The sequence below is a fragment of the Bradyrhizobium sp. SZCCHNS3016 genome (assembly GCF_032484535.1).
In the GTDB taxonomy this organism is placed as follows: domain Bacteria; phylum Pseudomonadota; class Alphaproteobacteria; order Rhizobiales; family Xanthobacteraceae; genus Bradyrhizobium.
On the sequence record NZ_JAUETE010000006.1, the window covers coordinates 124,026 to 146,677 of the forward strand.

Here is a 22,652-nt window from a genome sequence, read left to right on the forward strand (position 1 = left end):
CTGATTGTTATTTGCTCTGCGGAAAGGTCAGCTCGTCGGCGCCGATCTCGGCGAGATATGGCGCCAGCATCTCCAGTGTCACCTGATCGACATCAGGCGGCGACCATCTGGGCTCGCGGTCCTTGTCGATGATCGCCGCACGCACGCCCTCGCGGAAATCGTCGCTGCGGAACACTTCGAGCGCCGCACGATACTCGCGCACCAGGCATTCCTCCAGCGACGCCGCACCGCGTGCCAGTCGCAGCAGCTTGAGCGTCACGACCATGCCGCGCGGCGACTTCTCCTTCAGCGTCTTCAGCGTCGCCAACGCGAGCTCCGAGCCGTCCGCTCTCAGCGCGGTAAAGATGTCGTGCATGCTGTCATGGGCGAACCACGCGTCGAACTTCGCCTGCTGCGCCGCCACCGGGCCGGCCGTCTCCGACGTCGCGAAGCCGGCGATCAGCCGGTCGATCTCGATCGACAGCGTGCCCGGCCTGACTTTGGTCAGGACCTCGCGCAGCGCCGGCCATTTCTCGGTCGGCACCACGGCATCGGCAAAGCGCGCATGGATCGCATCGGGCCCGTTCATGGTCTGCCCGGTCAGGCCGAAATAGGCGCCGAGTTCGCCGGGCGCGCGCGACAAGAGCCAGGTGCCACCGACGTCGGGAAAGAAGCCGAGACCGACTTCGGGCATTGCAAGCTTGGTCTTCTCGGTCACGATGCGGTGACGGCCATGCGCCGATAGTCCGACGCCGCCGCCCATCACCAGCCCGTCCATGTAGGCGACATAGGGTTTTGGGAACGCCGCGATGCGCGCGTTCATGATGTATTCCTGGCGCCAGAACACCTTGCCGAGATCGCCGTTCGTCTTCGAGCTCTCATAGAGCCCGCGGATGTCGCCGCCCGCGCAAAGTCCACGCTCGCCCGCGCCTTCGAGCACGACAATTGCGACGGCCGGATCGCCCTCGAACCGATCCAGCGCGGCGTCGATGCCCATCGACATCTCCAGCGTCATCGCGTTGATCGCCTTGGGCCGGTTCAGCCTGACGATGCCGGCCGAGCCTTCGCGGCGGATGATCAGGTCGCCTTCGATGACCTCGCTCATCGCGCCGCCTCGATCAGCTTGCGCGACACGATCAGGCGCATGATCTCGTTGGTGCCTTCGAGGATCTGGTGCACGCGCAGATCGCGCACGATCTTCTCGATGCCGTATTCGCTCAAATAGCCGTAGCCGCCGTGCAGCTGCAGCGCCTGGTTGGCGACCTCGAAGCCGACATCGGTCCCGAAGCGCTTGGCCATGGCGCACAGCATGGTCGCGTCAGCATCCTTGCGGTCGAGCGCAGCCGCCGCGCGCCAGACGAAGGTGCGCGCCGCCTCCAGCTCGATCGCCATGTCGGCGATGCGAAACTGCAGCGCCTGGAATTCGTCGAGCCGCTTGCCGAACGCCTTGCGCTCTTTCGTATAGGCCAGCGTCTTGTCGAGCGCCGCCTGCGCGCCACCGAGCGAGCAGGCGGCGATGTTGAGACGGCCGCCGTCGAGCCCCGCCATCGCGATCTTGAACCCAATGCCCTCCTCACCCAGCCGGTTGGCCACCGGCACCCGCGCATTCTCGAAGATCACGGCCCGGGTCGGCTGCGCATTCCAGCCCATCTTGCGCTCATTGGCGCCGAACGACACGCCGGCGGTGCTGGCATCGACCACCACCGTCGAAATTCCGCCGGGACCATCGGCACCGGTCCGCACCATCGCGACGAGGATGTCGGTGGCGCCGGCACCGGAGATGAACTGCTTCTGCCCGTTGAGCACGTAGTCGTCGCCGTCGCGCACCGCGCGCGTGCGCAGCGCCGCCGCATCGGAGCCCGCGCCCGGCTCGGTCAGGCAGTAGCTCGCGATCAGATCCATGGCGCAGAGTTTCGGCAAGTAAGCCTGCCTCTGTGCCTCGGTGCCGAAGGTGTCGATCATCCACGAGGCCATGTTGTGGATCGAGATGAAGGCCGAGACCGTGGGGCAGCCCGTCGCCAGCGCCTCGAAGATCAGTGCCGCGTCGAGCCGGCTCAGGCCCGAGCCGCCGACATCGTCGCGGATGTAGATGCCGCCCATGCCGAGGCCCGCCGCCTCCCGCATCACATCGACGGGAAAATGCTTCTCCTCGTCCCAGCGCAGCGCATGCGGGGCAATCTTCTCGGCCGCGAAGGCGCGCGCCATGTCGCGCACCGCGATCTGATCCTCGTCGAGAGCGAACTGCATCCGTTCTCCGCGTTTCCTGGTCTTGTTTGTTGGTCTTTGCGCTTTCCTCATGCGCCGTCATTGCGAGGAGCCGAAGGCGACGAAGCAATCCAGACTGCCTCTGCAGAAAGATCCTGGATTGCTTCGCTTCGCTCGCAATGACGAAGGAGAGAGTCCGAACGGACCCGACCTCACTTCATCAGCGGGATCGAGAACTCCGCGCCTTCCTTGACACCGGACGGCCAGCGCGAGGTGACGGTCTTGGTCTTGGTGTAGAAGCGGATCGAATCCGGACCGTGCTGGTTGAGGTCGCCGAAGCCGGACTTCTTCCAGCCGCCGAAGGTGTAGTAGGCGATCGGCACCGGGATCGGCACGTTGATGCCGACCATGCCGACATTGACCTTGGCCGCGAAGTCGCGCGCCGCGTCGCCGTCGCGGGTGAAGATCGCGACGCCGTTGCCGTAATCATGCTCCGACGGCAGCGCCAGCGCCTCGGCGTAGTCCTTGGCGCGCACGACCGACAGCACCGGGCCGAAGATCTCCTCCTTGTAGATCCGCATGTCCTTGGTGACGTTGTCGAACAGACACCCGCCCATGTAGAAGCCGTTCTCGTAGCCCTGCATCTTGAAGCCGCGGCCGTCGACGGCGAGCGTCGCGCCTTCCTTGAGGCCAATATCGACATAATTCTTGACGCGCTCGACCGCCTCGCGGGTCACCAGCGGACCGAAATCGGCCGAGGGATCGACCGAGGTGCCGATCTTCAGGCTTTCAACGCGCGGGATCAGCTTCTCCATCAGCCGGTCGGCCGTGGTCTTGCCGACGGGCACGGCGACCGAGACCGCCATGCAGCGCTCGCCGGCCGAGCCGTAGCCAGCGCCGATCAGCGCATCGACCGCCTGGTCGAGATCGGCGTCCGGCATGATGATGGCGTGGTTCTTGGCGCCGCCGAAGCACTGGCAGCGCTTGGCGTGCGCAGCCGCGCGCTCATAGATGTACTGCGCGATCGGCGACGAGCCGACGAAGCCGATCGCCATGATGTCCGGATCCTCGAGGATGGCGTCGACCGCCTCCTTGTCGCCGTTGACGACATTGAGGATGCCCGCCGGCAGCCCGGCCTCGATCATCAGCTCGGCGAGCTTCATCGGCACGCCCGGATCGCGCTCCGAGGGCTTGAGGATGAAGGCATTGCCGCAGGCGATGGCAGGGGCAAACTTCCACATAGGAATCATCGCCGGGAAATTGAACGGCGTGATGCCGGCAACGACACCGAGCGGCTGGCGCATCGAATAGATGTCGATACCGGGGCCGGCTCCCTCAGTGTACTCGCCCTTCATCAGGTGCGGAATGCCGCAGGCGAACTCCGCGACCTCCAGGCCGCGCTGGATATCGCCCTTGGCGTCGGGGACGGTCTTACCATGCTCCCGCGCAAGCAGATCGGCGAGCTGGTCATAGTCGCGCTGGACGAGTTCGACGAACTTCATCATTACGCGGGCGCGGCGCTGCGGATTGGTCGCGGCCCAGGCCGGTTGCGCCGCCTTTGCGTTCTCGACAGCGGCACGGAGCTCGGCGCGAGAGGCCAGCGCGACCTTGGCCTGAACGTCGCCGGTCATGGGCTCGAAGACGTCGGCCGTCCGTCCAGACGTGCCCTTGACCTCTTTGCCGCCAATGAAATGACCGATCGAACGCATGGGGTATCCTCCGCAGGGGTAAGCAGTGCCGATTTGGCCGGCATCTTGCAGTCTTTGCGGCGTTTGGGAAGGGTCTAAGCGCTGCCCGGCGCTGCGAAAATGCCGCCCCTTCGCTCGGCCGGCACGATCACGGCAGGCCCTGCAGCGTGGCGCGCTGCGTCCACCATCCGAGCCGCGCGACGGATCAGCGCTTCGCGGCTGCCGCCTTCTTCACGGGCCTTTTCGCGGGCGCCCGCGCAGGGGCCCTCCCCGCCGGCCCGCCGCCGCTGGCGACAGCCAGCGCCACCTCGCGCCCGGAGCTCAGGATTTCGTCTGACAATTCGCCGCTGCCCATGAGTCGCGCCATCACGAGCGTCCCCATCAGCGTCGCGAGCATCGCCGAAGCCCGCCTTCGCGCAGTCTTGGCCGGCACGTCGCTGATGTACTCGGCGAACAGGGCGATCAGCTCTTCCAGCTTCGCAGCAAAGGCCTTGCGGGTCTTTGCGCTCTCGCGGGCGATTTCCGCTCCAAGCGCGGGAACCGCGCAGCCGTGACCGACATCGTCGCGATGAGCCGCGGACAGATAGCCGTCGACGATGGCCGCGAGTCGCTTCTGCGGCGGCAGTTGGTCCAGCAGCTTGCGCCAATGCTCAATCGAACGGTCGATCGCATAACCGAACGCCTCCACGACCAGCGCCTCGCGCGAATCGAAATGCGCATAGAAGCCGCCATGAGTCAGCCCGGCCTCCTTCATCAGGTCGGCAACCCCGACACCGTGAGCACCACGCTCGCGCAGCCGCACCGATGCCTTGCGCACGATCCGCGCGTGGGTTTCCGCCTTGTGTTCCGGAGAGTAACGCATTGCCGTCCCATTGAATGTCTGCGGTCATACAATAACAGTTCTGCGTCCTGCTGACTGCAGCTATTTGATGAATTCGAGTTGATCTAAATCAACTTCGCTGGCCTGATTTATTCCCGGCACACTCTCCCTTGCCCAGGAACCCGACGAGGACAACCCATGGATATGCTCAATTCCCACTGCGGCGTGAGTCGTGACGGCCGCGGCGTGGTCCGGCTGACGATCTGCAATGCCGGTCCGCTCAACATTCTCGGTTCGGCGGCGATTCTCGACATGGAAGCCGGCCTGCAATCGCTCGCCTCCGAAGCAGGCATTCGCGTTCTCGTTTTGGCCGGCGAAAGCGGGAAGAGCATGATCGGGGGCGCCGACATCAAGGAGATGGCGACACTCGATCAGGCTTCAGCGGAAACGTTCATCTCGCGACTTGCCGGGCTCTGCGATGCGGTGCGAAATTTTCCTGCACCCGTGATTGCGCGGATGCCGGGGTGGTGTCTGGGTGGCGGCTTGGAGGTCGCAACGGCCTGCGATATCCGTGTCGCGGCACATGATGCCAAGTTCGGCATGCCCGAGGTTCGTGTCGGCATCCCCTCGGTCATTCATGCCGCGCTGCTGCCGCGTCTCATCGGCTGGGGCCGCACGCGCTGGCTGCTGATGACGGCCGAGACGATCGACGCGCCAACGGCGCTCGCCTGGGGCCTTGTCGATGCCGTCGCCGCCGAGGGAGAGCTCGACATCGCGGTCGAGAAGGCCGTGGCATCCCTGCTCGCCTGCGGTCCCGAAGCGCTGCGGACTCAGAAGGCTCTGCTGCGGCAATGGGAGGAGCTGCCGCTGAAGGAGTCCGTCGAGATATCGATCGGCGCCTTCGGACGGTCGTTCCTGACCGACGAGCCGAAACGGCTGATGCAGCAGTTCATCGACCGCAAGCGATAGCAAGTTTCTCCAAGTCTCGTCTCGCGGATCCCGGCAGTGTCGCGCCAGCTTCACGACAAGTTCAGCGCGATTGCCGGGGTTTCCTTTTTCGCGATGTCATTATATGATGATCATCATCTTTTTTAAGGGAGCCTGTCATGGCCTCGTCCGATCCCGTCGTGATCCTGTCCGCTGCCCGCACTCCACTCGGCCGCTTCATGGGCGAGTTGTCGCCGCTGAGTGCGCACAAGCTCGGTGCGCACGTGATCAAATCCGCGCTCGAACGCGCCGCCGTTTCGCCTGACGCGGTCACGGAGGTTGTCATGGGCAACGTGCTTCCGGCAGGTCAGGGCCAGGCTCCGGCGCGGCAGGCGGCACGGGGTGCCGGCCTGCCCGATGCCACAGGCGCCACCACCATCAACAAGGTCTGCGGCTCTGGAATGAAGGCCACGATGCTGGCGCACGATATCATCCAGGCCGGTTCTGCCGACCTCGTCGTGTCCGGTGGCATGGAAAGCATGAGCAACGCGCCGTATCTGCTGGCCAAGGCGCGCGGCGGCTATCGTGCCGGGCACGATCGGATCCTCGATCACATGATGCTGGACGGCCTGGAGGACGCCTATGAGACCGGACGCTCGATGGGCGATTTTGGCGAGGCGACGGCCGAGGCCTATCAGTTCACCCGCGCCGACCAGGATGCCTACGCCGTCGAGACGCTGACGCGTGCGCGCAGGGCGGTCGAGAGCGGCGCGTTCAAGGCCGAGATCGCGCCGATCACGCTCGTCGAGAAATCCGGCGCACGCCTGGTCGTCAATGACGAGCATCCGCTCAAGGTCGATCCGGCGAAGATCCCGGCGCTGAAGCCGGCGTTCCGCAAGGACGGCACTATCACGCCCGCGGCGTCCTCTGCGAACGCGGATGGTGCCGCAGCGCTCGTGCTCGCCAAGCGCTCGCGTGCGGACCGTGACGGGCTGCCCATCATCGCGGAGATCAAGGGCCACGCCACGCACAGCCAGGAGCCGCAATGGTTCACGACCGCGCCGATTCCGGCGATCAGGAAGCTGCTCGACAAGGTCGGCTGGCGGGTGGAGGATGTCGACCTGTTCGAGATCAACGAGGCGTTTGCGATCGTCGCGATGGCCGCGCAGCGCGACCTTGGCATTGCGCGTGACCGGCTGAACGTCAACGGCGGCGCCTGCGCGCTGGGCCATCCCATCGGCGCCACCGGCGCGCGGCTGATCGTGACGCTGCTGCATGCGATGCAGGCCCGTGGACTAAAGCGCGGCGTGGCGTCGCTATGCATCGGCGGCGGCGAGGCGACTGCGATCGCCGTAGATCGACCTTGATGTCCTGAAACGAGGGAACTTAGCCATTTATGTCGTTGAGGCGCCCTGGCAGAATGGGCGCGAAATCCGCATCGAACTGAGAAGCACATGATCTCGAACCGGCTCGCGGCAGCACTCGAACGGCGCAACATCCACTATGGCTGGATCATGGTGGCCGTAACGTTCTTCACGGCCCTGGTATCGGCCGGCACGGTGGGAGCACCCGGCGTGTTCATCGTGCCGCTGCAGCAGGAGTTCGGCTGGAGCACCGCGGAGATCTCCTCGGCACTGTCGATCCGCTTCGTGCTGTTCGGGCTGATGGCCCCCTTCGCCGCCGCCCTGCTCAACCGCTACGGTCTGCGCAACATCACGCTTTTGGCCCAGTTGATCGTCGTGACCGCTCTGCTTTCGTCGTTGGCGATGACCCATGTCTGGCACCTCGTGCTGCTGTGGGGCGTCGTGATCGGCATCGGCACCGGCATGACCGCGCTGGTGCTGGGCGCCACCATCGCGACGCGCTGGTTCGTCGCGCGCCGCGGCCTCGTCGTCGGCATCCTCACCGCCAGCGTTGCCACCGGACAGCTGGTGTTCCTGCCGCTGCTCGCCAGCCTCACCGAGCGGCTCGGCTGGCGCGTCGCGCTCGGGCTCATCTGCGTCATGCTCGGCGTTTCCGCCACCGCCGTGCTGCTGCTGATGCGCGATCGCCCGAGTGATCTCGGCCTGCGTCCCTTCGGCGACAAGGGCACCGACCCGATCGCCGCACCCGCGCCCGTCACCACACCGATCCTCGCCGCCGCGCTCGGCACCCTCCGCGATGCGGCGCGCGCACCGGTGTTCTGGATGCTGTTCGCGACCTTCTTCATCTGTGGCGCCTCGACCAACGGCCTCGTCCAGGTCCATCTGATCCCGATGTGCCTCGACTTCGGCATTCCGCAGGTCCAGGCGGCGAGCCTGCTCGCCGCGATGGGCATGTTCGACTTCGTCGGCACGATCGTCTCGGGCTGGCTGTCGGACCGCTATGACAATCGCTGGCTGTTGTTCTGGTACTACGGCTTGCGCGGGCTCTCGCTGCTGTTCCTTCCGTTCACCGACTTCTCGTTCTATGGCCTGTCGCTGTTCGCGATGTTCTACGGCCTCGACTGGATCGCCACCGTGCCGCCGACGGTGCGGCTGACCGCGCAGCGCTTTGGGCCGGAGCGGGCCAATCTGGTGTTCGGCTGGGTGTTCGCCGGACATCAGCTCGGCGCCGGCACCGCCGCGTTCGGCGCCGGCCTGTCGCGCACTCTGTTGCAGAGCTACCTGCCGGCGTTCTTCACGGCGGGCGCACTGTGCATCGTCGCCGCGCTCCTGACGCTGGCGATCGCGCGGCAGGCGAAGCCCGCCGCGGCTTAACATCAGCCGCTCACGGCCGTGTCGTCATCGCCGTGGGCGGCCCGGGCGTGCGCAGCGGCTCGGCAAGGCGCGCGAACTCGCACAGCAGCGCGCGCGTCTTGCGCGGGTCGATGATCTCCTCGACCCAGAACTTCTCGGCCGAGCGGAACGGCGAGCGCAGCTTGTTCAGCCGATCCTCGATCTCCTTGAGCTTGGCTTTCGGGTCGGGCGCGGCGTCGATCTCGGCGCGATAGGCCGCCTCGATGCCGCCTTCGAGCGGCAGCGAGCCCCAATAGGCCGACGGCCAGGCGTAGCGGATCGAGAACCGGTCGGCTGGCTGATGCACGACACCGGCGACGCCGAAATTGTTGCGCACGATCACCGTGCACCACGGCACCGTCGACTGATTGACGGCGGCCATCGCGCGCACGCCATGGCGGATGGTCGCCGCCTTCTCCGCCTCGAGCCCGACCATGAAGCCGGGGCAATCCATCAGGTAGACGATCGGCAGATGGAAGGTCTCGGCGAAATCGACCCAGCGGATCACCTTCTGGCAGGCATCCGCGGTCCACGAGCCGCCATAGTGATAGGGATCGCTCGCCAGCACCATCACCGCGCGGCCTTCGAGACGCGCGAGGCCGATGATGATCGGACGGCCATAGTTCTGCGTCACCTCGAAGAACGAGCCGTTGTCGACGACGGACTCGATGATCGGCCGCATCTTGTAGACGCGCCGGCGATCCCGCGGCACCGCGCTGATGAGCTGCTCGTCGACGCGCTGCGGGTCATCGGTGCAGGGCGAGGTCGGCGGCAGCTCGTAGACCGACGATGGCAGGTAGGACAGGAAGCGCCGCGCGCAGGCGAACGCCTCCGCCTCGGTGTCCACCGCATGATCGACGCCGCCGGCGCGGGTCTGGATGTCGGCGCCACCGAGCTCCATCTTGCCGAGGTCCTGCCCCAGCCGCTTCACGACCGGCGGGCCGGCGACGAACATCGCCGACTGCTTGGTCATCACCGAGTAGTGGCTCGCCGCGAGCCGCGCCGCACCTAGCCCTGCGACCGAGCCGAGGCCGAGCGCGACCACGGGCACCAGCGACATGTTCTCGGTCGTGTAGCGGTACCAGCGATTGCCGCCGATGCCGCCGGGCAGGTTGGCCGCGCCCTTGGTCTCGATCGTCTTGACCGAGCCGCCGCCGCCGGAGCCCTCGATGATGCGGATGATGGGCAGACGGAAGTCGTGCGCCATCTCTTCCGCCATCAGCGGCTTGGCGGCGATCGATGCGTCGGCCGAGCCGCCGCGCACGGTGAAGTCATCCCCGACCACGACGACGGTGCGGCCGTCGATGCGGCCGCGCCCGAACACGCAATTGGCGGGCGTCACATGCGTGAGCTCGCCCTGCTCGTCATACTCGCCGATCCCTGAGACCGCGCCGATCTCGTGGAAGCTGCCGGGATCGACGACGCCGTCGATGCGCTCGCGAACGGTGAGGCGGCCCTGGTCGTGCTGACGCTTGACCTTGTCAGGCCCGCCCATCTCCCGCGCGAAGGCCTCGCGCCGGGCCAGTTCCTCGAGCTCCGGCTGCCAACTCATTCGTTCCCCCTGCCCCGGTGATGGTCTTGTTCTTATGGTTGGTCTTCGCGTTCACCTGGAGCGGCTTTCTGTCCATCCGGCTGTTGAAGACGTCGGCTTCCGCGCCCTGCAGCAGCGCGGCGATGCTGCGGCCGAGCTCGCGCATCGGCTGGGCGACCTCGTCGTGCAGCCGCTGCTCGTCGTACATCGCCGACAACAGGCCGATCGTGAGCACGACATAAGTCTGGTATTGCGGCGACCACAGCGGCAGCGCGACGCCATTGATGTGCGGACTCCACAGGCCGCAGGCCACGACGTAGCCATGCTCCTTGAGAAACTGTCTGTTGTGCTCGAGGCGTGGCCGCAGCAGCTTGGCCGCGTCCGGCATCTCGCGCTCCATCTCGGCCAGCAAGGCGTCGCCGACCTCCGGCTCGAGCGCGGCGACATAGGCATGACCGGCCGCGGTCGAGGCCATCGAGATGCGGCTGCCCGTGGTCTCATGCAGGCCGAGCGCATTCGCGGCGCGGCCGAACTCGAGATAGACGAGGTGGAAGCGGTCGGGAATGACGAAGCCGACGGTGCCGGGCAACTGCTCGGCGACGTCCTGCAGCCGCTGCCGGATCAGATTGCGCAACTGCAAGCCTCTGGTCATCGACGTGCTCATCGCCACGGCGCTCGGGCCGATGCGGTATTTTTGATCGCGCGGCAGGTAGACCAGCTGGCCCATGCGCGTCAGCGTGTGCGTCAGCCGCGACACCGTCGACCGCGGCAGGCCGCAGCGGTTGGAGATTTCGAGATTGCCGAGCCGCGCCTCGTGCCCCTCGAAACAGCGAAGCACGTCGAACGCCCGCGACACCACTTGAATGACCTCGCCCTCACCGGCGAGATCTCCGGGCAGCATGCTGCTCCTGCTCAATCGCTCAGACCGTCGTCCCATGCGTTTCCCACCAATTCCGTCATGCGGAATGATATTCCGCTTATTGAACAAGCTAACCCAGCCGTTTTGCCGTCACAACAGTAGACCGTCTCTAAAAGCCGCCGTTCTTCAGCGTGTTGGCACAAGACTCGGCATCCTTAGACAACGGCCAGCGGTATGCGGGCGTGACGACCGTCGCCGGTTCCAAAGCGCGGTACCGCAGCGCTGGCTTTCGATCGGCATCGCCCCCGCGCATGGCAACACGGAGCGGTCATCGCGCCCGCAAACCCGCTCAATCGGTGAGCAACGGCAACATTTGACCAGCGTTGCGACAAGTGTGGGCTGGCTGCGCCGTCGCGGCTGCGACATAACCGGCGCGAGACCTTCTTCCCGCCGAGCTTCCCATGACCACCCACCCGAGGCCGATCCGACATCCGCAGCATTGGGCGACGGCCGCGATGCCGCCTCTGCAGCGCTTCCTGTCGGCCTGCCATGCCGACTTCTGGCCCGATCATGACGGCGCCGTCGCGAACTACATCCCCGAGCTCGGCAAGGCCGACCCGGCGCATTTCGGCATCGGCCTCGCCACATTGGACGGCCACGTCTACGAGGTCGGCGACAGCCGCGTGCCCTTCACGATCCAATCGATGTCGAAGCCGTTCGTGTTCGCGCTCGCGCTCGATACGCTCGGCTCCGACGAGGTCGAGCGCGTGATCGGCGTCGAGCCGTCGGGCGATCCCTTCAATTCGATCCGGCTCAATGCGGAGAACCACCCGTTCAATCCGATGGTCAATGCCGGCGCGATCGCCTGCAGCGGCCTGATCCGCAGGGCACGGCACGACGACGCCTTCGAGACCATCCGCGATGCGCTCGGCCGCTTCGCCGGCCGCAAGCTCGATGTCGACGACGCGGTGTTCGCGTCGGAAGCCGCCACCGGCGATCGCAACCGCGCGATCGCCTACCTGCTGCGGACGTCGGAGGTCATCAGGGAGCCTGTCGACGACGTGCTCGCGGTCTACTTCAGGCAATGCGCCGTGCTCGTCACGGCGCGCGACTGCGCGATCATGGCGGCCACGCTCGCCAATCGTGGCGTCAATCCGGTCACCGGCGAGCAGGTGGTGACGCCCTATGCCGTGTCGCGCACGCTGTCGGTGATGACCTCGTCGGGCATGTATGACTTCGCCGGCGAGTGGATCTACCGCGTCGGCATACCCGCCAAGAGCGGCGTCGGCGGCGGCATCCTGGCAAGCCTGCCGGCACGGCTCGGGCTCGGCAGCTATTCGCCCAGGCTCGACGGTCACGGCAACAGCGTGCGCGGCATCAAGGTCTGCGAGGCGCTGTCGGCGCATTACGGCCTGCACATGCTGAACCGTTCCGACGATGCGCGCACCACGATCATCGCCGACTACGACATCGGCGCCAACCCGTCGCGACGCAGCCGCCGCGCTCAGGAGCGCAACATCCTCACCGCCCATCCCGACGCGGTGCGCGTGCTCGAGCTGGTCGGCACGCTGTCCCTTTCCAGCGTCGACTACGTCTCGCGCCAGCTCGCGGCGAGCACGCGACCGCAATTCGTCATCGTCGACCTCCACCGCGTCACCGCGATGACACAAGCAGGCCTGCGCCTGCTCTCCGAGCTGTTTCACGAGCTCGCCGACTTCCACGTCACCGTCGTGCTGTCGGGCATCCGCCGCAGCTCGCCGGAATGGCAGGAGATCGCGGCCCGTACCGGCGACAGCAAGAACGTGCGCGACTTCTACCTGCTCGACACCGCGATCGAATGGGCCGAGGACCAGATCGTCTATCGCTATGGCGGCGCCATCGATTTCCTCGAAACCACCGAGCTCGCCGAGCAGCCGCTGCTCGCGGGGCTCTCCGCGGACGAGCGCCATGAGCTCGCGGCACTGGCGATCATCCGGCACTATCAGCAGGGCGAACGCATCCTCGCGGCCGGCGATGCTGCGGCCTCGTTGTTCTTCCTGCGCTCCGGCGTCGTCCACGTCACCCTGCCCGACGGCATCCGGCTCGCGACGCTGACGGCAGGGCAATGCTTCGGCGAGATGGCACTGCTGGAGCCCGTGCGCTCCGCCGACGTCGTCGCGGATTTCTCGGCCACCGCTTTCGAGATCTCGCTGGTGGATTTCGAACGTTTACGCGTGCGACATCCGAAAGCCGGCGAGCGGATCATGCGCAATCTGGCGCAGCTGTTGGCCGAGCGTCTGACTGTCGCCAATGCGCGGCTCAATTTGCTCGCGGCAGACTGATCTCAGTGCGTCGAAGTCCGTCATCGAAGTGTCGCACGCGGTCGAAGCAAACAATTACTCAAGGTTGCAATCCACAGCAACTAACGGCTTTCGGTCGATAATTCGCATCACTCGTATTTGTACGGGCTCGCCTAAACGTTACCGGGACTCGGTCGCAGGACAACCATAAGCGAGCCCAATTCACGCCGCATTACCCGACGATGTTCTGAACCGTCGATGAACGCCGAGTGGGGACTCGCGAAGCGAACGTCGAAGTGGGGTGTTCCGAGTAAAATTCCAGCCGACGTAGCGTGTGTATTTGCGCCACGGAGAGTCGTGTCCAGTCCAGTGTCCAGGGAGGAAACGGCATGAAGGAAGCCACTAAGAGGGCAACGTCGGAGGCACTCGCGCATATGCTGGCGGTGACGTCCATGATCGTCATCGCCAGCGTCCTGTTCTACGGGCGATGAAGGGCTGTCTGGAGGTTCTGCGTCGCAGTTTCTTCATCGCCCGTAGGTAGGAATGTGAGCTTGATTGCTCACGCGAACGACCGAGTAGAGTTGCGTTTGAGTTGGTGAGCGTAGCGTAACAGTTTTGCGTCAATCGCGCGGCGATCCGGGTCGGGACGAATGTGTGTTGCGTATCGTCCCGCCTCGGCCGCCTGCGGTCGACCTTTTCAGACGTCGTTCTGTTCCCCATCTTCATTTGACTTTCCCGAAGTACGGCACGATGCCGCCGGCGAAGGTGACGAAGCGGGCCGTGACGAGATCGCCGATCGCAAGTTCGTGGTCGCCATGGGCCATCATGCGAAAGCCCTCGCGCATATCCACCAGCACGATGTTGTAGGGCACATGCGCGCGCGTCTCTGGAGTCGCGGCCCGGCAGACCAATGATGCCGCATAGATGGTGCCTTCGCCCGTCGCCGCGTGATCGGTGAGCGCAAGCGAGCCGCAGGCCGCGCAGAAGTCGCGGCGGAAATACTGCAGGTGGGCACAGCACGCACAGCGCTGAAAGCGAATCGCTGCAGTGCCCCTGGTCCAGTCGGCCGATTCGCTCATCGCACCCGCTCCCAGAACATGCTGACATGCGAGGACAGCACGCCGCCATCGCCGTGCAGCAGCGCCAGCGCTGCTTCGCGGACTTGGCGAGGTCCGGCGCGCCCCGTCATCTGCAGATGCGCTTCGCTCAGATGCGCCATGGCCCCGCCGACGCCACAATGACCGTAGCTGAGCAGCCCGCCATGGGTGTTGAGCGGCACGGCGCCGTCGCGGCTGAAATGACCGGCCCTGACCCGCGCCGCCGCCTCGCCGCGGCCGGCGAGGCCGAGATCCTCGAGCAGCATGCAGAGCGTGATGGTGAAACTGTCATAGACGGCGGCGTAGTCGACGTCTTTGATGTCCACACCCGCTGCTGCCTTCGCCTTCGCGATCGCAATCTCGGCACCGAGCTCGCTCAGGGCCGGCGCCGCCGTGACGTGCTGATGCGTGTGCGCCTGGGCGCAGCCGCGCACGCGCACCGCCGTCGCTCCGGTCGGCTCGCGGCTGATGATGATGGCGGCGCCGCCGTCGGAGACCGGACAGCAGTCGAGCAGCTTCAGCGGCCGCGCCACCGGCTTCGATGCCATGACGTCGGCCACCGTGATCGGCTCTTGGAACTGCGCGCCGGGATGATCCAGCGCATGCGTGCGCATCAGCACCGCGAATTCGGCGAGGTCCTCCTCGGTGACGCCGTGGTCGTGCATGTAGCGCGACGCAACGAGGCCGTAATAGGCGGGGATCGTCGGCCCCAGCGGCAACTCGTAGTCGGGATGGCCGACCTGCGCCAGCGCCTGGATCGAGGCGTCGCGGCTCTGCCCGGTCAGGCGGTTCTCGCCGGCGACCACGAGCATGTGCTTGACCACGCCGGCCTCGACCAGGTGATGCGCCAGCATCGCCATCGCGAGCCCGGTGGCGCCGCCGACCTGGACGGCGTGAGCATAGGACGGCGTGAGGCCGAAATGCTCGGCGAACACGGTCGCGAGCATGATGTGCGGCGACACCGTGGAATAGCCACACAGGATGCCGTCGATGTCGCGCCGCCTTAGCCCGGCATCATCGAGCGCCAGTTGCGCCGCCATGCTCATCAGGTCGAGCGAGGAGCGGCCGTCGTGCCGGCCGAAGGATGTCAGGCCAGTGCCGGTGATATAGGTCATCGCGCCATGCCCTCTGCCGTCATTCCGGGGCATCGCGCAGCGATGAACCCGGAATCTCGAGCTGAGAAACGAATGCGCAAAACAATCTCGAGATTCCGGGTTCGCGACTTCGTCGCGCCCCGGAATGACGGAGTGAGGCAAACAGCATTCGCTGTTGACCGAATACGAGGCCGCGAGCACTGCTGCGCTCCCCTTCCCTTGCGGGGAGGCGTCGGGGATGGCCACACAACGAATCTTTGCTGGGTACCCCCCTCCCTGCCCCTCCCCCACAAGGGGGGAGGGAATGCAGGCAGCGTTCGTCCCTGACAGCTGAATGGTTCATCATCTCAATACAGGCTCGTCCCACTACGACATCTCAATACGATTTCGGCAGGCCGAGGACCTTCTCGGCGATGAAGGACAAAATCAGTTGCGGGCTGATCGGCGCGATGCGGGGGATCAGGGATTCGCGCAGGTAACGCTCGACGTGATACTCGCGCGCGTAACCGAAGCCGCCATGGGTCATCACCGCCTGCTCGCAGGCGTGGAAGCCGGCCTCTGCGGCGAGATATTTCGCGGCGTTGGCGGCCGGGCCGCACGCCATGCCCTGGTCGTATTGCCAGCCGGCCTGCAGCACCATCAGCCAGGCGGCCTCCAGCTCCATCCAGTTCTTCGCCAGGGGATGCTGGATGCCCTGGTTCTGACCGATCGGGCGATTGAACACGTTGCGCGTCCGCGCATAGGCGCTCGCACGTGACAGCGCGAGATGACCGAGCCCGACGGCTTCGGCGGCAATCAGGATGCGCTCGGGGTTCATCCCATGCAGAATGTAGTCGAAGCCCCGCCCCTCCTCGCCCAGGCGGTCCTCGACCGGGATCTCGACATCCTCGAAGAACAGCTCGTTGGAGTCGACCGGCTTGCGGCCCATCTTCTCGATCTCGTGCACCTTGATCCGGCTGCGATCGAAATCCGTGTAGAACAGGCTGAGCCCATGGGTCGGGCGCTGCACCTCCTCCAAGGGCGTCGTTCGCGCCAGCAGCAGGATCTTCTCGGCGACCTGCGCGGTCGAGATCCACACCTTCTGGCCGTTGACGATGTAGCGGTCGCCCTTGCGCACGGCGCGGGTCTTGAGCTGGGTGGTGTTGAGTCCGGTGTTGGGCTCGGTCACCGCGAAGCAGGCCTTCTCGCTGCCATCGACGATGCCCGGCAACATCCGCGCGCACTGCTCTTTAGTTCCGAACACGACGACCGGATTGAGCCCGAACACGTTCATGTGGATCGCCGAGGCACCGGACATGCCGGCGCCGGATTCGGCGATGGTGCGCATCATGATCGCAGCATCGAGAATGCCGAGGCCGGAGCCGCCATACGCCTCGGGGATGCAGATGCCGAGCCAGCCAGCCTCCGCCAAGGCCTTGTGGAAGTCGGCGGGAAACCCGCCCTCCTTGTCCTTCTTCAGCCAGTACGCATCGTCGAAACGCGCACAAATTTTTGCGACCGCGTCGCGGATCGATTCCTGGTTGGCGGAGAGCGCGAAATCCATCGTCTCACTCCCTGGCAGGCGCCGGCGTGGTCACGCCGTCGCGGATCATCGCGGCGATCTCCTCGTCCGAAAATCCAAGCTCGTGCAGGATATCAGCGCCATGCTCGTTCGGCCGCGCCGCCAGACGCTGCGGCTCGGCCTTGGTCTCGGACCAGGTCGCGGAAACGCGGGTGCTGCGGATCGGACCTTCGGTCGGATGTTCGACCAGGGGAAAGAAATCGGTCGCCACGAGGTGCGGATCGTTCAGCAGGCTTTCGAGGTCGTGCATCGGCATGACCGGCACATCGGCCGCATCCAGCAGATCGGTCCATTCGGCCGTGGTGCGCGTCTGAAAGATGCGCGCGAGCTCGGCATAGACGAAATCGATGTTGGCGGCACGCCGGGCAAAGCTGTTGAACCTGTCATCCGCGCGCAGGTCGGTGCGGCCGGACGCCGTGAAGAACGCGTCCCATTGCTTGTCGTTGTAGACGATCACGCAGATATGGCCGTCGGCGGTCTTGTAGGGCCTGCGGTCGGGCGACAGATGCCGCGCATAGCCGCCCTTGTCGAGCGGCGGCTCGTAGGTCAGCCCGCCCATGTGATCGCCCATGATGAAGGCCGACATGGTCTCGAACATCGGCACGTCGAGGCGCTGGCCGCGCCCGGTGCGGTCGCGATGCACGAGGCTGGCGCAGATGGCGCCGACCGCGGTCAGGCCGACGATGCGGTCGACCAGCGCATTGGGCACATAGCGCGGGGTGCCGTCACCGGCGACCGCCATCAGGTGCGACAGCGCCGCCCCACCCTGGATCAGGTCGTCATAGGCGGGCTTGGCCGCATAGGGACCGTCCTGGCCGAAGCCGAACACGCCGGCATAGACCAGCCGCGGATTGAGCGCGGAGACCACATCATAGCCGAGGTTCAGCCGCGCCATCGCCTGCGGCCGGATGTTGTAGAGCAGCACGTCGGCGTCCTTGATGAGCCGCAGCGCGGCCTCGCGTCCCCTGGGCTTCTTGAGGTCGAGGCAGATCACGCGCTTGCTGCGGTTGGTATTGAGATAGACCGGCCCCATGCCCGGATGATGCCACGGGCCGATCTTGCGGGTGACGTCTCCTTCCGGCGATTCCACCTTGATGACGTCGGCGCCGTAGTCGCCGAGCGTCTGGGCGGCATACGGCCCCATCAGCACGGTGGTCATGTCGATGACCTTGATGCCCGCAAGCGGTCCCATCGTGGCGTCGGCTCCCTCGATCCTTGTTGTCGCCAGAGCTAACGGCACCTGATGTTCCCTAGCAAGCGGGCCTGCGGGTATGGGGCCATGCGTCTGATCCCCCGCCGCAACATTCCGTGTCGCGGATCACGGACGAGGACCGCTGCGCTGCACCAGATGTTCCCTGCAGCGAGCTGCATTCTAGGATTCCATTTCAACGTTCAGGTGTGTCAGCATGCCGGTCCAACATCCAGAACACACACGAGGGAGAACGCTCTCATGACGCTCTATCAGGGCAAATGCTTCTGCGGCACGGTCGAGATCGAGGCCGACGGCGAGCCGGAGGCAATGGGCTATTGCCATTGTTCGTCGTGCCGGTCCTGGTCGGCCGGCCCGGTCAACGCCTTCACCCTGTGGAAGCCACAGAGCGTGCGGGTGACAAAGGGCGCCGATGCGATCGGCACCTACCACAAGACCGACATGAGCTACCGCAAGTACTGCACCAAGTGTGGCGGACATCTGATGACCGACCACCCGCCGCTCGGCATGATCGACGTCTATGCCGCGACGATTCCGACGCTGAAGTTCACGCCCGGCGTGCACGTCAACTACGCGGAAACGGTGCTGCCCATCAGGGACGGCCTGCCGAAGCTGAAGGATTTCCCGGCCGAGTTCGGCGGCTCCGGCGAGATGATGCCGGAGTAAGGCAAGGTCTGCTTCCAGCAACCACGCGAGCATCAGGGGCCTCGCGACAGGATCTGTCCGAGCTGTGCTGATCGAAGCCGCCCCCTTCGAAACAGAGGGCGCAGGGAAGGCCGGGTGCCGACTGGCACCCGTGGCCCCCGTGCGAAAGAAAGCACGGGGAGAGAACCACAGGTTCAGCCGGACCGACCCGGCCTTCCCTGCGCGATGGTTTTCACGCTTACTTCGCGATCTCCTCGGTGCACCGGCTTTTGGCCACCGTCGCCGTTGGGATCATCATGCCCCTTAGGCTTGGCATCAGCATCGGGATGCCGGGACCACGCGACTTCACGTCCGCGCCATGCCGTTCGTCCGCGCAGACAAGCTACGCTGCGACACGTCGCGGCCACCGCCTCCCTGCCTCAACGTTCGTGACGATCGCGAAGCGCCCCTCGTGGCGAAGCAGGATGGCGGGAGTGAAGCATATTTTCTGGAAAAGCGAAACAAGAATCTTTTTCGCGCGGGGACTGGACAGGGCAAATCAGCCTGAAGGCACAAGCGAAATTCGCCGCTCGACGCAGCCACAGGCCCGTAGCCCGGATGAGCGAAGCGATATCCGGGGTCACACGAGCTGTGCGAATGAACCCGGGTATCGCTTCGCTCACCCGGGCTGCGCGTTCTACGCCTGGACCTGCACCCCCTCCGCCGTCCGCTCCGGCGCCAGCTCGGGGGCGGCGTCGGGTGGCCTCGTATCCAATTCCTCGATCATGCCGCGCGCGATCTCGCGCTCGCCCATGATGACCTTGTCGGCGCCCAGCGACTTGAGATGATCGACCTCGGCATCGGAATGCGCTCGCGCAACGATGTGCAGAGCGGGGTTGACGGCGCGGGCCTGCTCGACGATCTGGCCGGCCTCGAACGCCTCGGGGATGGCAATGACCAGCGCATGCGCAGCCGTTGGGTTTGTCGCCCGCAGCACGTTGCTGCGCGCGGCGTTGCCCGTGATGGTCTCGACGCCATCGCTCTTCAATTGCTCGAGGACGTCCTCCGACGTTTCCACCACAAGGAACGGATGCCCGCGCTGCTGCAGCGCCTCGCCGACGAGGCGTCCGACGCGGCCATAGCCGACGATGATCGTGTGCTCGGTCAGTTGCGTCACCGGGATCTCGGCCGGCGGCGTTGCGGCCGGCGCGGAGGCATCGGCGCGGCGCCGCTCCAGCCGCGGCAGCAGCCAGTCGAGCGCGGCGAACATCAGCGGATTGAGCATGATCGAGATGATGGCGCCGGCCAGGATCAGGTCGCGGCCCGCTTTCGGCAGCAGGTTCGAGGCGCCGCCGATCTCGGCGAGAATGAAGGAGAACTCGCCGATCTGGGCGAGGCTCGCGGAGATCGTCAGCGCCGTCGACGCGGGATGGCGGAATGCGATCACGATCAGGAACGCGGCAACCGACTTGCCGAACAGGATGATGAACAAGGTGGCGAGCAGCGGCCAGGGCTCGCGGATGACGCTTCCCGGATCGAACAGCATGCCGGCGGAGACGAAGAACAGCACCGCGAAGGCATCGCGCAGCGGCAGCGATTCCTGCGCGGCGCGCTGGCTCAGCGGCGACTCGCCCAGCATCATGCCGGCGAAGAAGGCGCCGAGCGCGAGCGACACGCCGAACAGCTTGGTCGAGCCGAAGGCCACACCGAGCGCGATCGCCAGCACCGCCAGGCGGAACAGCTCGCGCGAACCGGTGTGGGCGATGTAGTGCAGGATCCACGGGATCAGCCGGCGCCCGACCACCAGCATCAGCGCCATGAACACGCCGATCTTGACGAAGGTCAGCAGCAGCACGCCGGGAAGACCGAGCCCGAACCGGGCCGCGAGCGCATCGCCATTGCCGTTGTACAGGCTGGCGAAGGCCGGGATCAGCACCAGCGCCAGGACCATCGCGAGGTCTTCCACGATCAGCCAGCCGACGGCGATCCGGCCGCGCTCGGTGTCCATCAGCCGGCGCTCCTGCATCGCGCGCAGCAGCACCACGGTGCTGGCCACCGACAGCGCGAGACCGAACACGAGGCCCGCGCCGATCGACCAGCCCATCATCCAGCCCAGCGCCATGCCCATCAGGGTCGCGGCGGCAATCTGCACGATCGCGCCGGGCACGGCGATGGCGCGGACCGACATCAGGTCCTTGAGCGAGAAATGCAGGCCGACGCCGAACATCAGCAGGATGATGCCGAGCTCGGCGAGCTCGGTCGCCAGCGCCTGATCGGCGACGAAGCCGGGCGTGAAGGGACCTACGGCGACGCCGGCGAGGAGATAGCCGACCAGCGGCGGACAGCGGAACCTCTGCGCCAGGGCTCCGAACACGAAGGCAAGACCGAGGCCGGCGACGATGGTCGCGATGAGAGGTGTGTCATGCGGCATCCGAACTTCTTGCACAGGACGCAGGCCGATTCACCGCGACCAAGTGAGGCAGAGTTCCGGAGGAACATCTTGTGGGGACGCTGAAGGGACCTGCGCAAAAGCCATGGTCAATGCCGCACGCAGGTCCCTATGATCAGTGCGGAGCCAGCATGGGGACGCTCGACACGATGCCCGCCGATCTCGTCCAGACCTTTCGCGCCTTCGCCTACAACAATGCCTGGGCCAACCACCGCCTGCTGACGGCCTGCGGCCAGCTCAGCGCCGAGGACTTCGCCGCGGAACGCGCGGGCTTCTTTCCGAGCCTGCAGAAGACGCTCAACCACATCTACATCATCGACCTGTTCTACATCGATGCGCTGGAGGGCGGCTGGCTCGGCCCGATGGCGTGGCAGAACCAGGTGCCGTTCCCGCGGCTGTCAGACCTCGTCAAGGCGCAGAGCGCGATGGACCGCCGGCTGATCAGCTTCTGCGAGACGCTGACGCCGGAGCGGCTCGACGACACCGTGCGCATCAACCGCGAGACGCGGGTGCAGAACGAGCGCTGCGACCGGCTGCTGCTGCATCTGTTCCAGCATGACATCCATCACCGCGGCCAGGCGCATGCGATGCTGTCGGCGACATCCGTCAAGCCGCCGCAGCTGGATGAGTTCTTTCCGGCGGATGATGGGGCTTGCGGACCGGAGATTTCAGCGCGCTGGGGTTCAGCGAGGAGAAGGTGTGGAAGCCGTAGGGTGGGCAAAGGCGCTGCCGCGCTCTCTCCTCAAGAACACTCGCAATGGCGCCGTGCCCACCATCTTGCCGATGCGCATGCCGCCCGACGGTGGGCACGCTGCCGCCTTCGGCGGCCGCTTTGCCCACCCTACGGCATCGCGTCCGAAGCCCATGCGTCGCGTGAGAGTCGGTACATGACCTGCCGCCGAAGCGGGCTGTCGGCCGCGACGCGAGGATGGTCGAAATCCGACGCCGCATCCCTGGCCATGCCGAGCTTGCGCATGACGTTCTGCGACGCCTGATTGGCCGGCGCTGCGTAGGCGATGATCTCGTCGAGCCCGAGCGTGTTGAAGCCGAAGTCGAGCGCCGCACGCGCCGCTTCTGTCGCAACACCCTGCCCCCAGGCTTCGCGCGCGAGCCGCCAGCCGATCTCGACCGCCGGCGTGAACGGCGCGTCGAAGCCGACGCGGAACAGCCCGACCGTGCCGAGGAATGCGCCCGACCTCCGGCCCTCGACGACCCAGAAGCCGAAGCCGTGGGCGGCATGATGCGCGATCTGAGCGTCGATCCACTGATCGCACGCCTGCCGCGTCGGCAGCGCGCGCAGGAATGCCATCACCTCCGGATCGGCCGACATCGTCGCGAACGGCGCCCGGTCCTCGTCGCGCCATTCGCGCAGAAACAGGCGTTCGGTGGAAATGATCATGATGGGCGGCCCGACCAGCGAATGTCGAATCTCCCGCTCAACGGCGGGCTCTCTTAGGCCACCGTCATTGCGAGGAGCCCCCGGGTCTCGCCTTGGGCGAGCCCGAGAGCAGGCTCCGCGACGAAGCAATCCAGAGTAGCGGGCGCAGCCCTGGATTGCTTCGCTTTCGCTCGC

17 protein-coding genes and 1 pseudogene are annotated in these 22,652 nt (G+C 65.9%); 6 read left to right on the forward strand and 12 right to left on the reverse strand.

Going from position 1 to position 22,652, the window contains the following annotated elements; translation table 11 throughout:
* Window positions 1-7: 7 nt before the first annotated feature.
* From QW881_RS13875 to QW881_RS13890, 4 genes are all read right to left on the reverse strand, one after another.
* Window positions 8-1,084 carry an enoyl-CoA hydratase/isomerase family protein gene (locus tag QW881_RS13875; RefSeq protein WP_315757925.1) on the reverse strand — a complete coding sequence of 359 codons (1,077 nt, stop codon included), beginning with the start codon at window positions 1,082-1,084 and terminating at the stop codon, window positions 8-10.
* Window positions 1,081-2,226 carry an isobutyryl-CoA dehydrogenase gene (locus QW881_RS13880; RefSeq protein WP_315757926.1) on the reverse strand — a complete coding sequence of 382 codons (1,146 nt, stop codon included), beginning with the start codon at window positions 2,224-2,226 and terminating at the stop codon, window positions 1,081-1,083. Before QW881_RS13880 ends, QW881_RS13875 begins: the two co-directional genes overlap by 4 nt.
* A 170-nt stretch (window positions 2,227-2,396) precedes the next feature.
* The gene (locus QW881_RS13885) at window positions 2,397-3,893 is read right to left on the reverse strand and encodes a CoA-acylating methylmalonate-semialdehyde dehydrogenase (protein WP_315739156.1); all 1,497 of its coding nucleotides are present in this window, start codon (window positions 3,891-3,893) and stop codon (window positions 2,397-2,399) included.
* Window positions 3,894-4,077: 184 nt separating this feature from the next.
* Window positions 4,078-4,734, reverse strand: a complete 657-nt coding sequence (locus tag QW881_RS13890; protein WP_315739155.1) for a TetR/AcrR family transcriptional regulator — start codon at window positions 4,732-4,734, stop codon at window positions 4,078-4,080.
* A gap of 156 nt (window positions 4,735-4,890) precedes the next feature.
* On the opposite strand from QW881_RS13890, the gene QW881_RS13895 reads away from it, so the two are divergent.
* The 3 genes from QW881_RS13895 to QW881_RS13905 all read left to right on the forward strand — a co-directional run bounded on the left by QW881_RS13895 (window position 4,891) and on the right by QW881_RS13905 (window position 8,357).
* Window positions 4,891-5,661 carry an enoyl-CoA hydratase gene (locus QW881_RS13895; RefSeq protein ID WP_315757927.1) on the forward strand — a complete coding sequence of 257 codons (771 nt, stop codon included), beginning with the start codon at window positions 4,891-4,893 and terminating at the stop codon, window positions 5,659-5,661.
* Window positions 5,662-5,798: 137 nt separating this feature from the next.
* Window positions 5,799-6,986 (forward strand): acetyl-CoA C-acyltransferase, encoded by a 1,188-nt coding sequence (locus QW881_RS13900; RefSeq protein ID WP_315757928.1) that lies wholly within the window; start codon window positions 5,799-5,801, stop codon window positions 6,984-6,986.
* A gap of 87 nt (window positions 6,987-7,073) precedes the next feature.
* Window positions 7,074-8,357 carry an MFS transporter gene (locus tag QW881_RS13905; protein WP_315757929.1) on the forward strand — a complete coding sequence of 428 codons (1,284 nt, stop codon included), beginning with the start codon at window positions 7,074-7,076 and terminating at the stop codon, window positions 8,355-8,357.
* A 10-nt stretch (window positions 8,358-8,367) separates the two neighbouring features.
* Here the strand turns inward: QW881_RS13905 and QW881_RS13910 are convergent, their stop codons facing one another.
* Both QW881_RS13910 and QW881_RS13915 read right to left on the reverse strand, forming a co-directional pair.
* Window positions 8,368-9,927: an acyl-CoA carboxylase subunit beta gene (locus QW881_RS13910; RefSeq protein ID WP_315757930.1), complete on the reverse strand. Its 1,560-nt coding sequence runs from the start codon at window positions 9,925-9,927 to the stop codon at window positions 8,368-8,370.
* A complete protein-coding gene (locus tag QW881_RS13915; protein WP_315739150.1) occupies window positions 9,857-10,843 on the reverse strand; it encodes an IclR family transcriptional regulator in 987 nt (328 codons plus the stop codon). The genes QW881_RS13910 and QW881_RS13915 overlap by 71 nt, the downstream gene beginning before the upstream one ends.
* A gap of 383 nt (window positions 10,844-11,226) precedes the next feature.
* On the opposite strand from QW881_RS13915, the gene glsA reads away from it, so the two are divergent.
* A complete protein-coding gene (glsA, locus tag QW881_RS13920; protein ID WP_315757931.1) occupies window positions 11,227-13,086 on the forward strand; it encodes a glutaminase A in 1,860 nt (619 codons plus the stop codon).
* Window positions 13,087-13,766: 680 nt separating this feature from the next.
* Here the strand turns inward: glsA and QW881_RS13925 are convergent.
* The 4 genes from QW881_RS13925 to QW881_RS13940 form a co-directional block, all read right to left on the reverse strand.
* On the reverse strand, window positions 13,767-14,123 hold the full coding sequence (locus QW881_RS13925) for a Zn-ribbon domain-containing OB-fold protein (protein WP_315757932.1): 357 nt from the start codon (window positions 14,121-14,123) through the stop codon (window positions 13,767-13,769).
* Entirely contained in the window at window positions 14,120-15,256 is a 1,137-nt protein-coding gene (locus QW881_RS13930) for a thiolase family protein (protein ID WP_315757933.1), read from the reverse strand. The genes QW881_RS13925 and QW881_RS13930 overlap by 4 nt, the downstream gene beginning before the upstream one ends.
* 355 nt (window positions 15,257-15,611) lie before the next feature.
* The gene (locus QW881_RS13935) at window positions 15,612-16,778 is read right to left on the reverse strand and encodes an acyl-CoA dehydrogenase family protein (RefSeq protein ID WP_315757934.1); all 1,167 of its coding nucleotides are present in this window, start codon (window positions 16,776-16,778) and stop codon (window positions 15,612-15,614) included.
* 4 nt (window positions 16,779-16,782) lie between these two features.
* A complete protein-coding gene (locus tag QW881_RS13940) occupies window positions 16,783-17,988 on the reverse strand; it encodes a CoA transferase (protein WP_315757935.1) in 1,206 nt (401 codons plus the stop codon).
* Window positions 17,989-18,246: 258 nt separating this feature from the next.
* On the opposite strand from QW881_RS13940, the gene QW881_RS13945 reads away from it, so the two are divergent.
* Window positions 18,247-18,672: a GFA family protein gene (locus QW881_RS13945; protein WP_315739144.1), complete on the forward strand. Its 426-nt coding sequence runs from the start codon at window positions 18,247-18,249 to the stop codon at window positions 18,670-18,672.
* A gap of 655 nt (window positions 18,673-19,327) precedes the next feature.
* On the opposite strand, the gene ybaL is transcribed toward QW881_RS13945, so the two are convergent.
* The gene (ybaL, locus tag QW881_RS13950) at window positions 19,328-21,061 is read right to left on the reverse strand and encodes a YbaL family putative K(+) efflux transporter (protein ID WP_316158443.1); all 1,734 of its coding nucleotides are present in this window, start codon (window positions 21,059-21,061) and stop codon (window positions 19,328-19,330) included.
* A 167-nt stretch (window positions 21,062-21,228) separates the two neighbouring features.
* On the opposite strand from ybaL, the pseudogene QW881_RS13955 reads away from it, so the two are divergent.
* Window positions 21,229-21,791 (forward strand): annotated as a pseudogene (locus QW881_RS13955) (DinB family protein).
* Between the two features lie 129 nt (window positions 21,792-21,920).
* Here QW881_RS13955 and QW881_RS13960 read toward each other — a convergent pair.
* Entirely contained in the window at window positions 21,921-22,478 is a 558-nt protein-coding gene (locus tag QW881_RS13960) for a GNAT family N-acetyltransferase (protein WP_316158444.1), read from the reverse strand.
* Window positions 22,479-22,652: the final 174 nt, after the last annotated feature.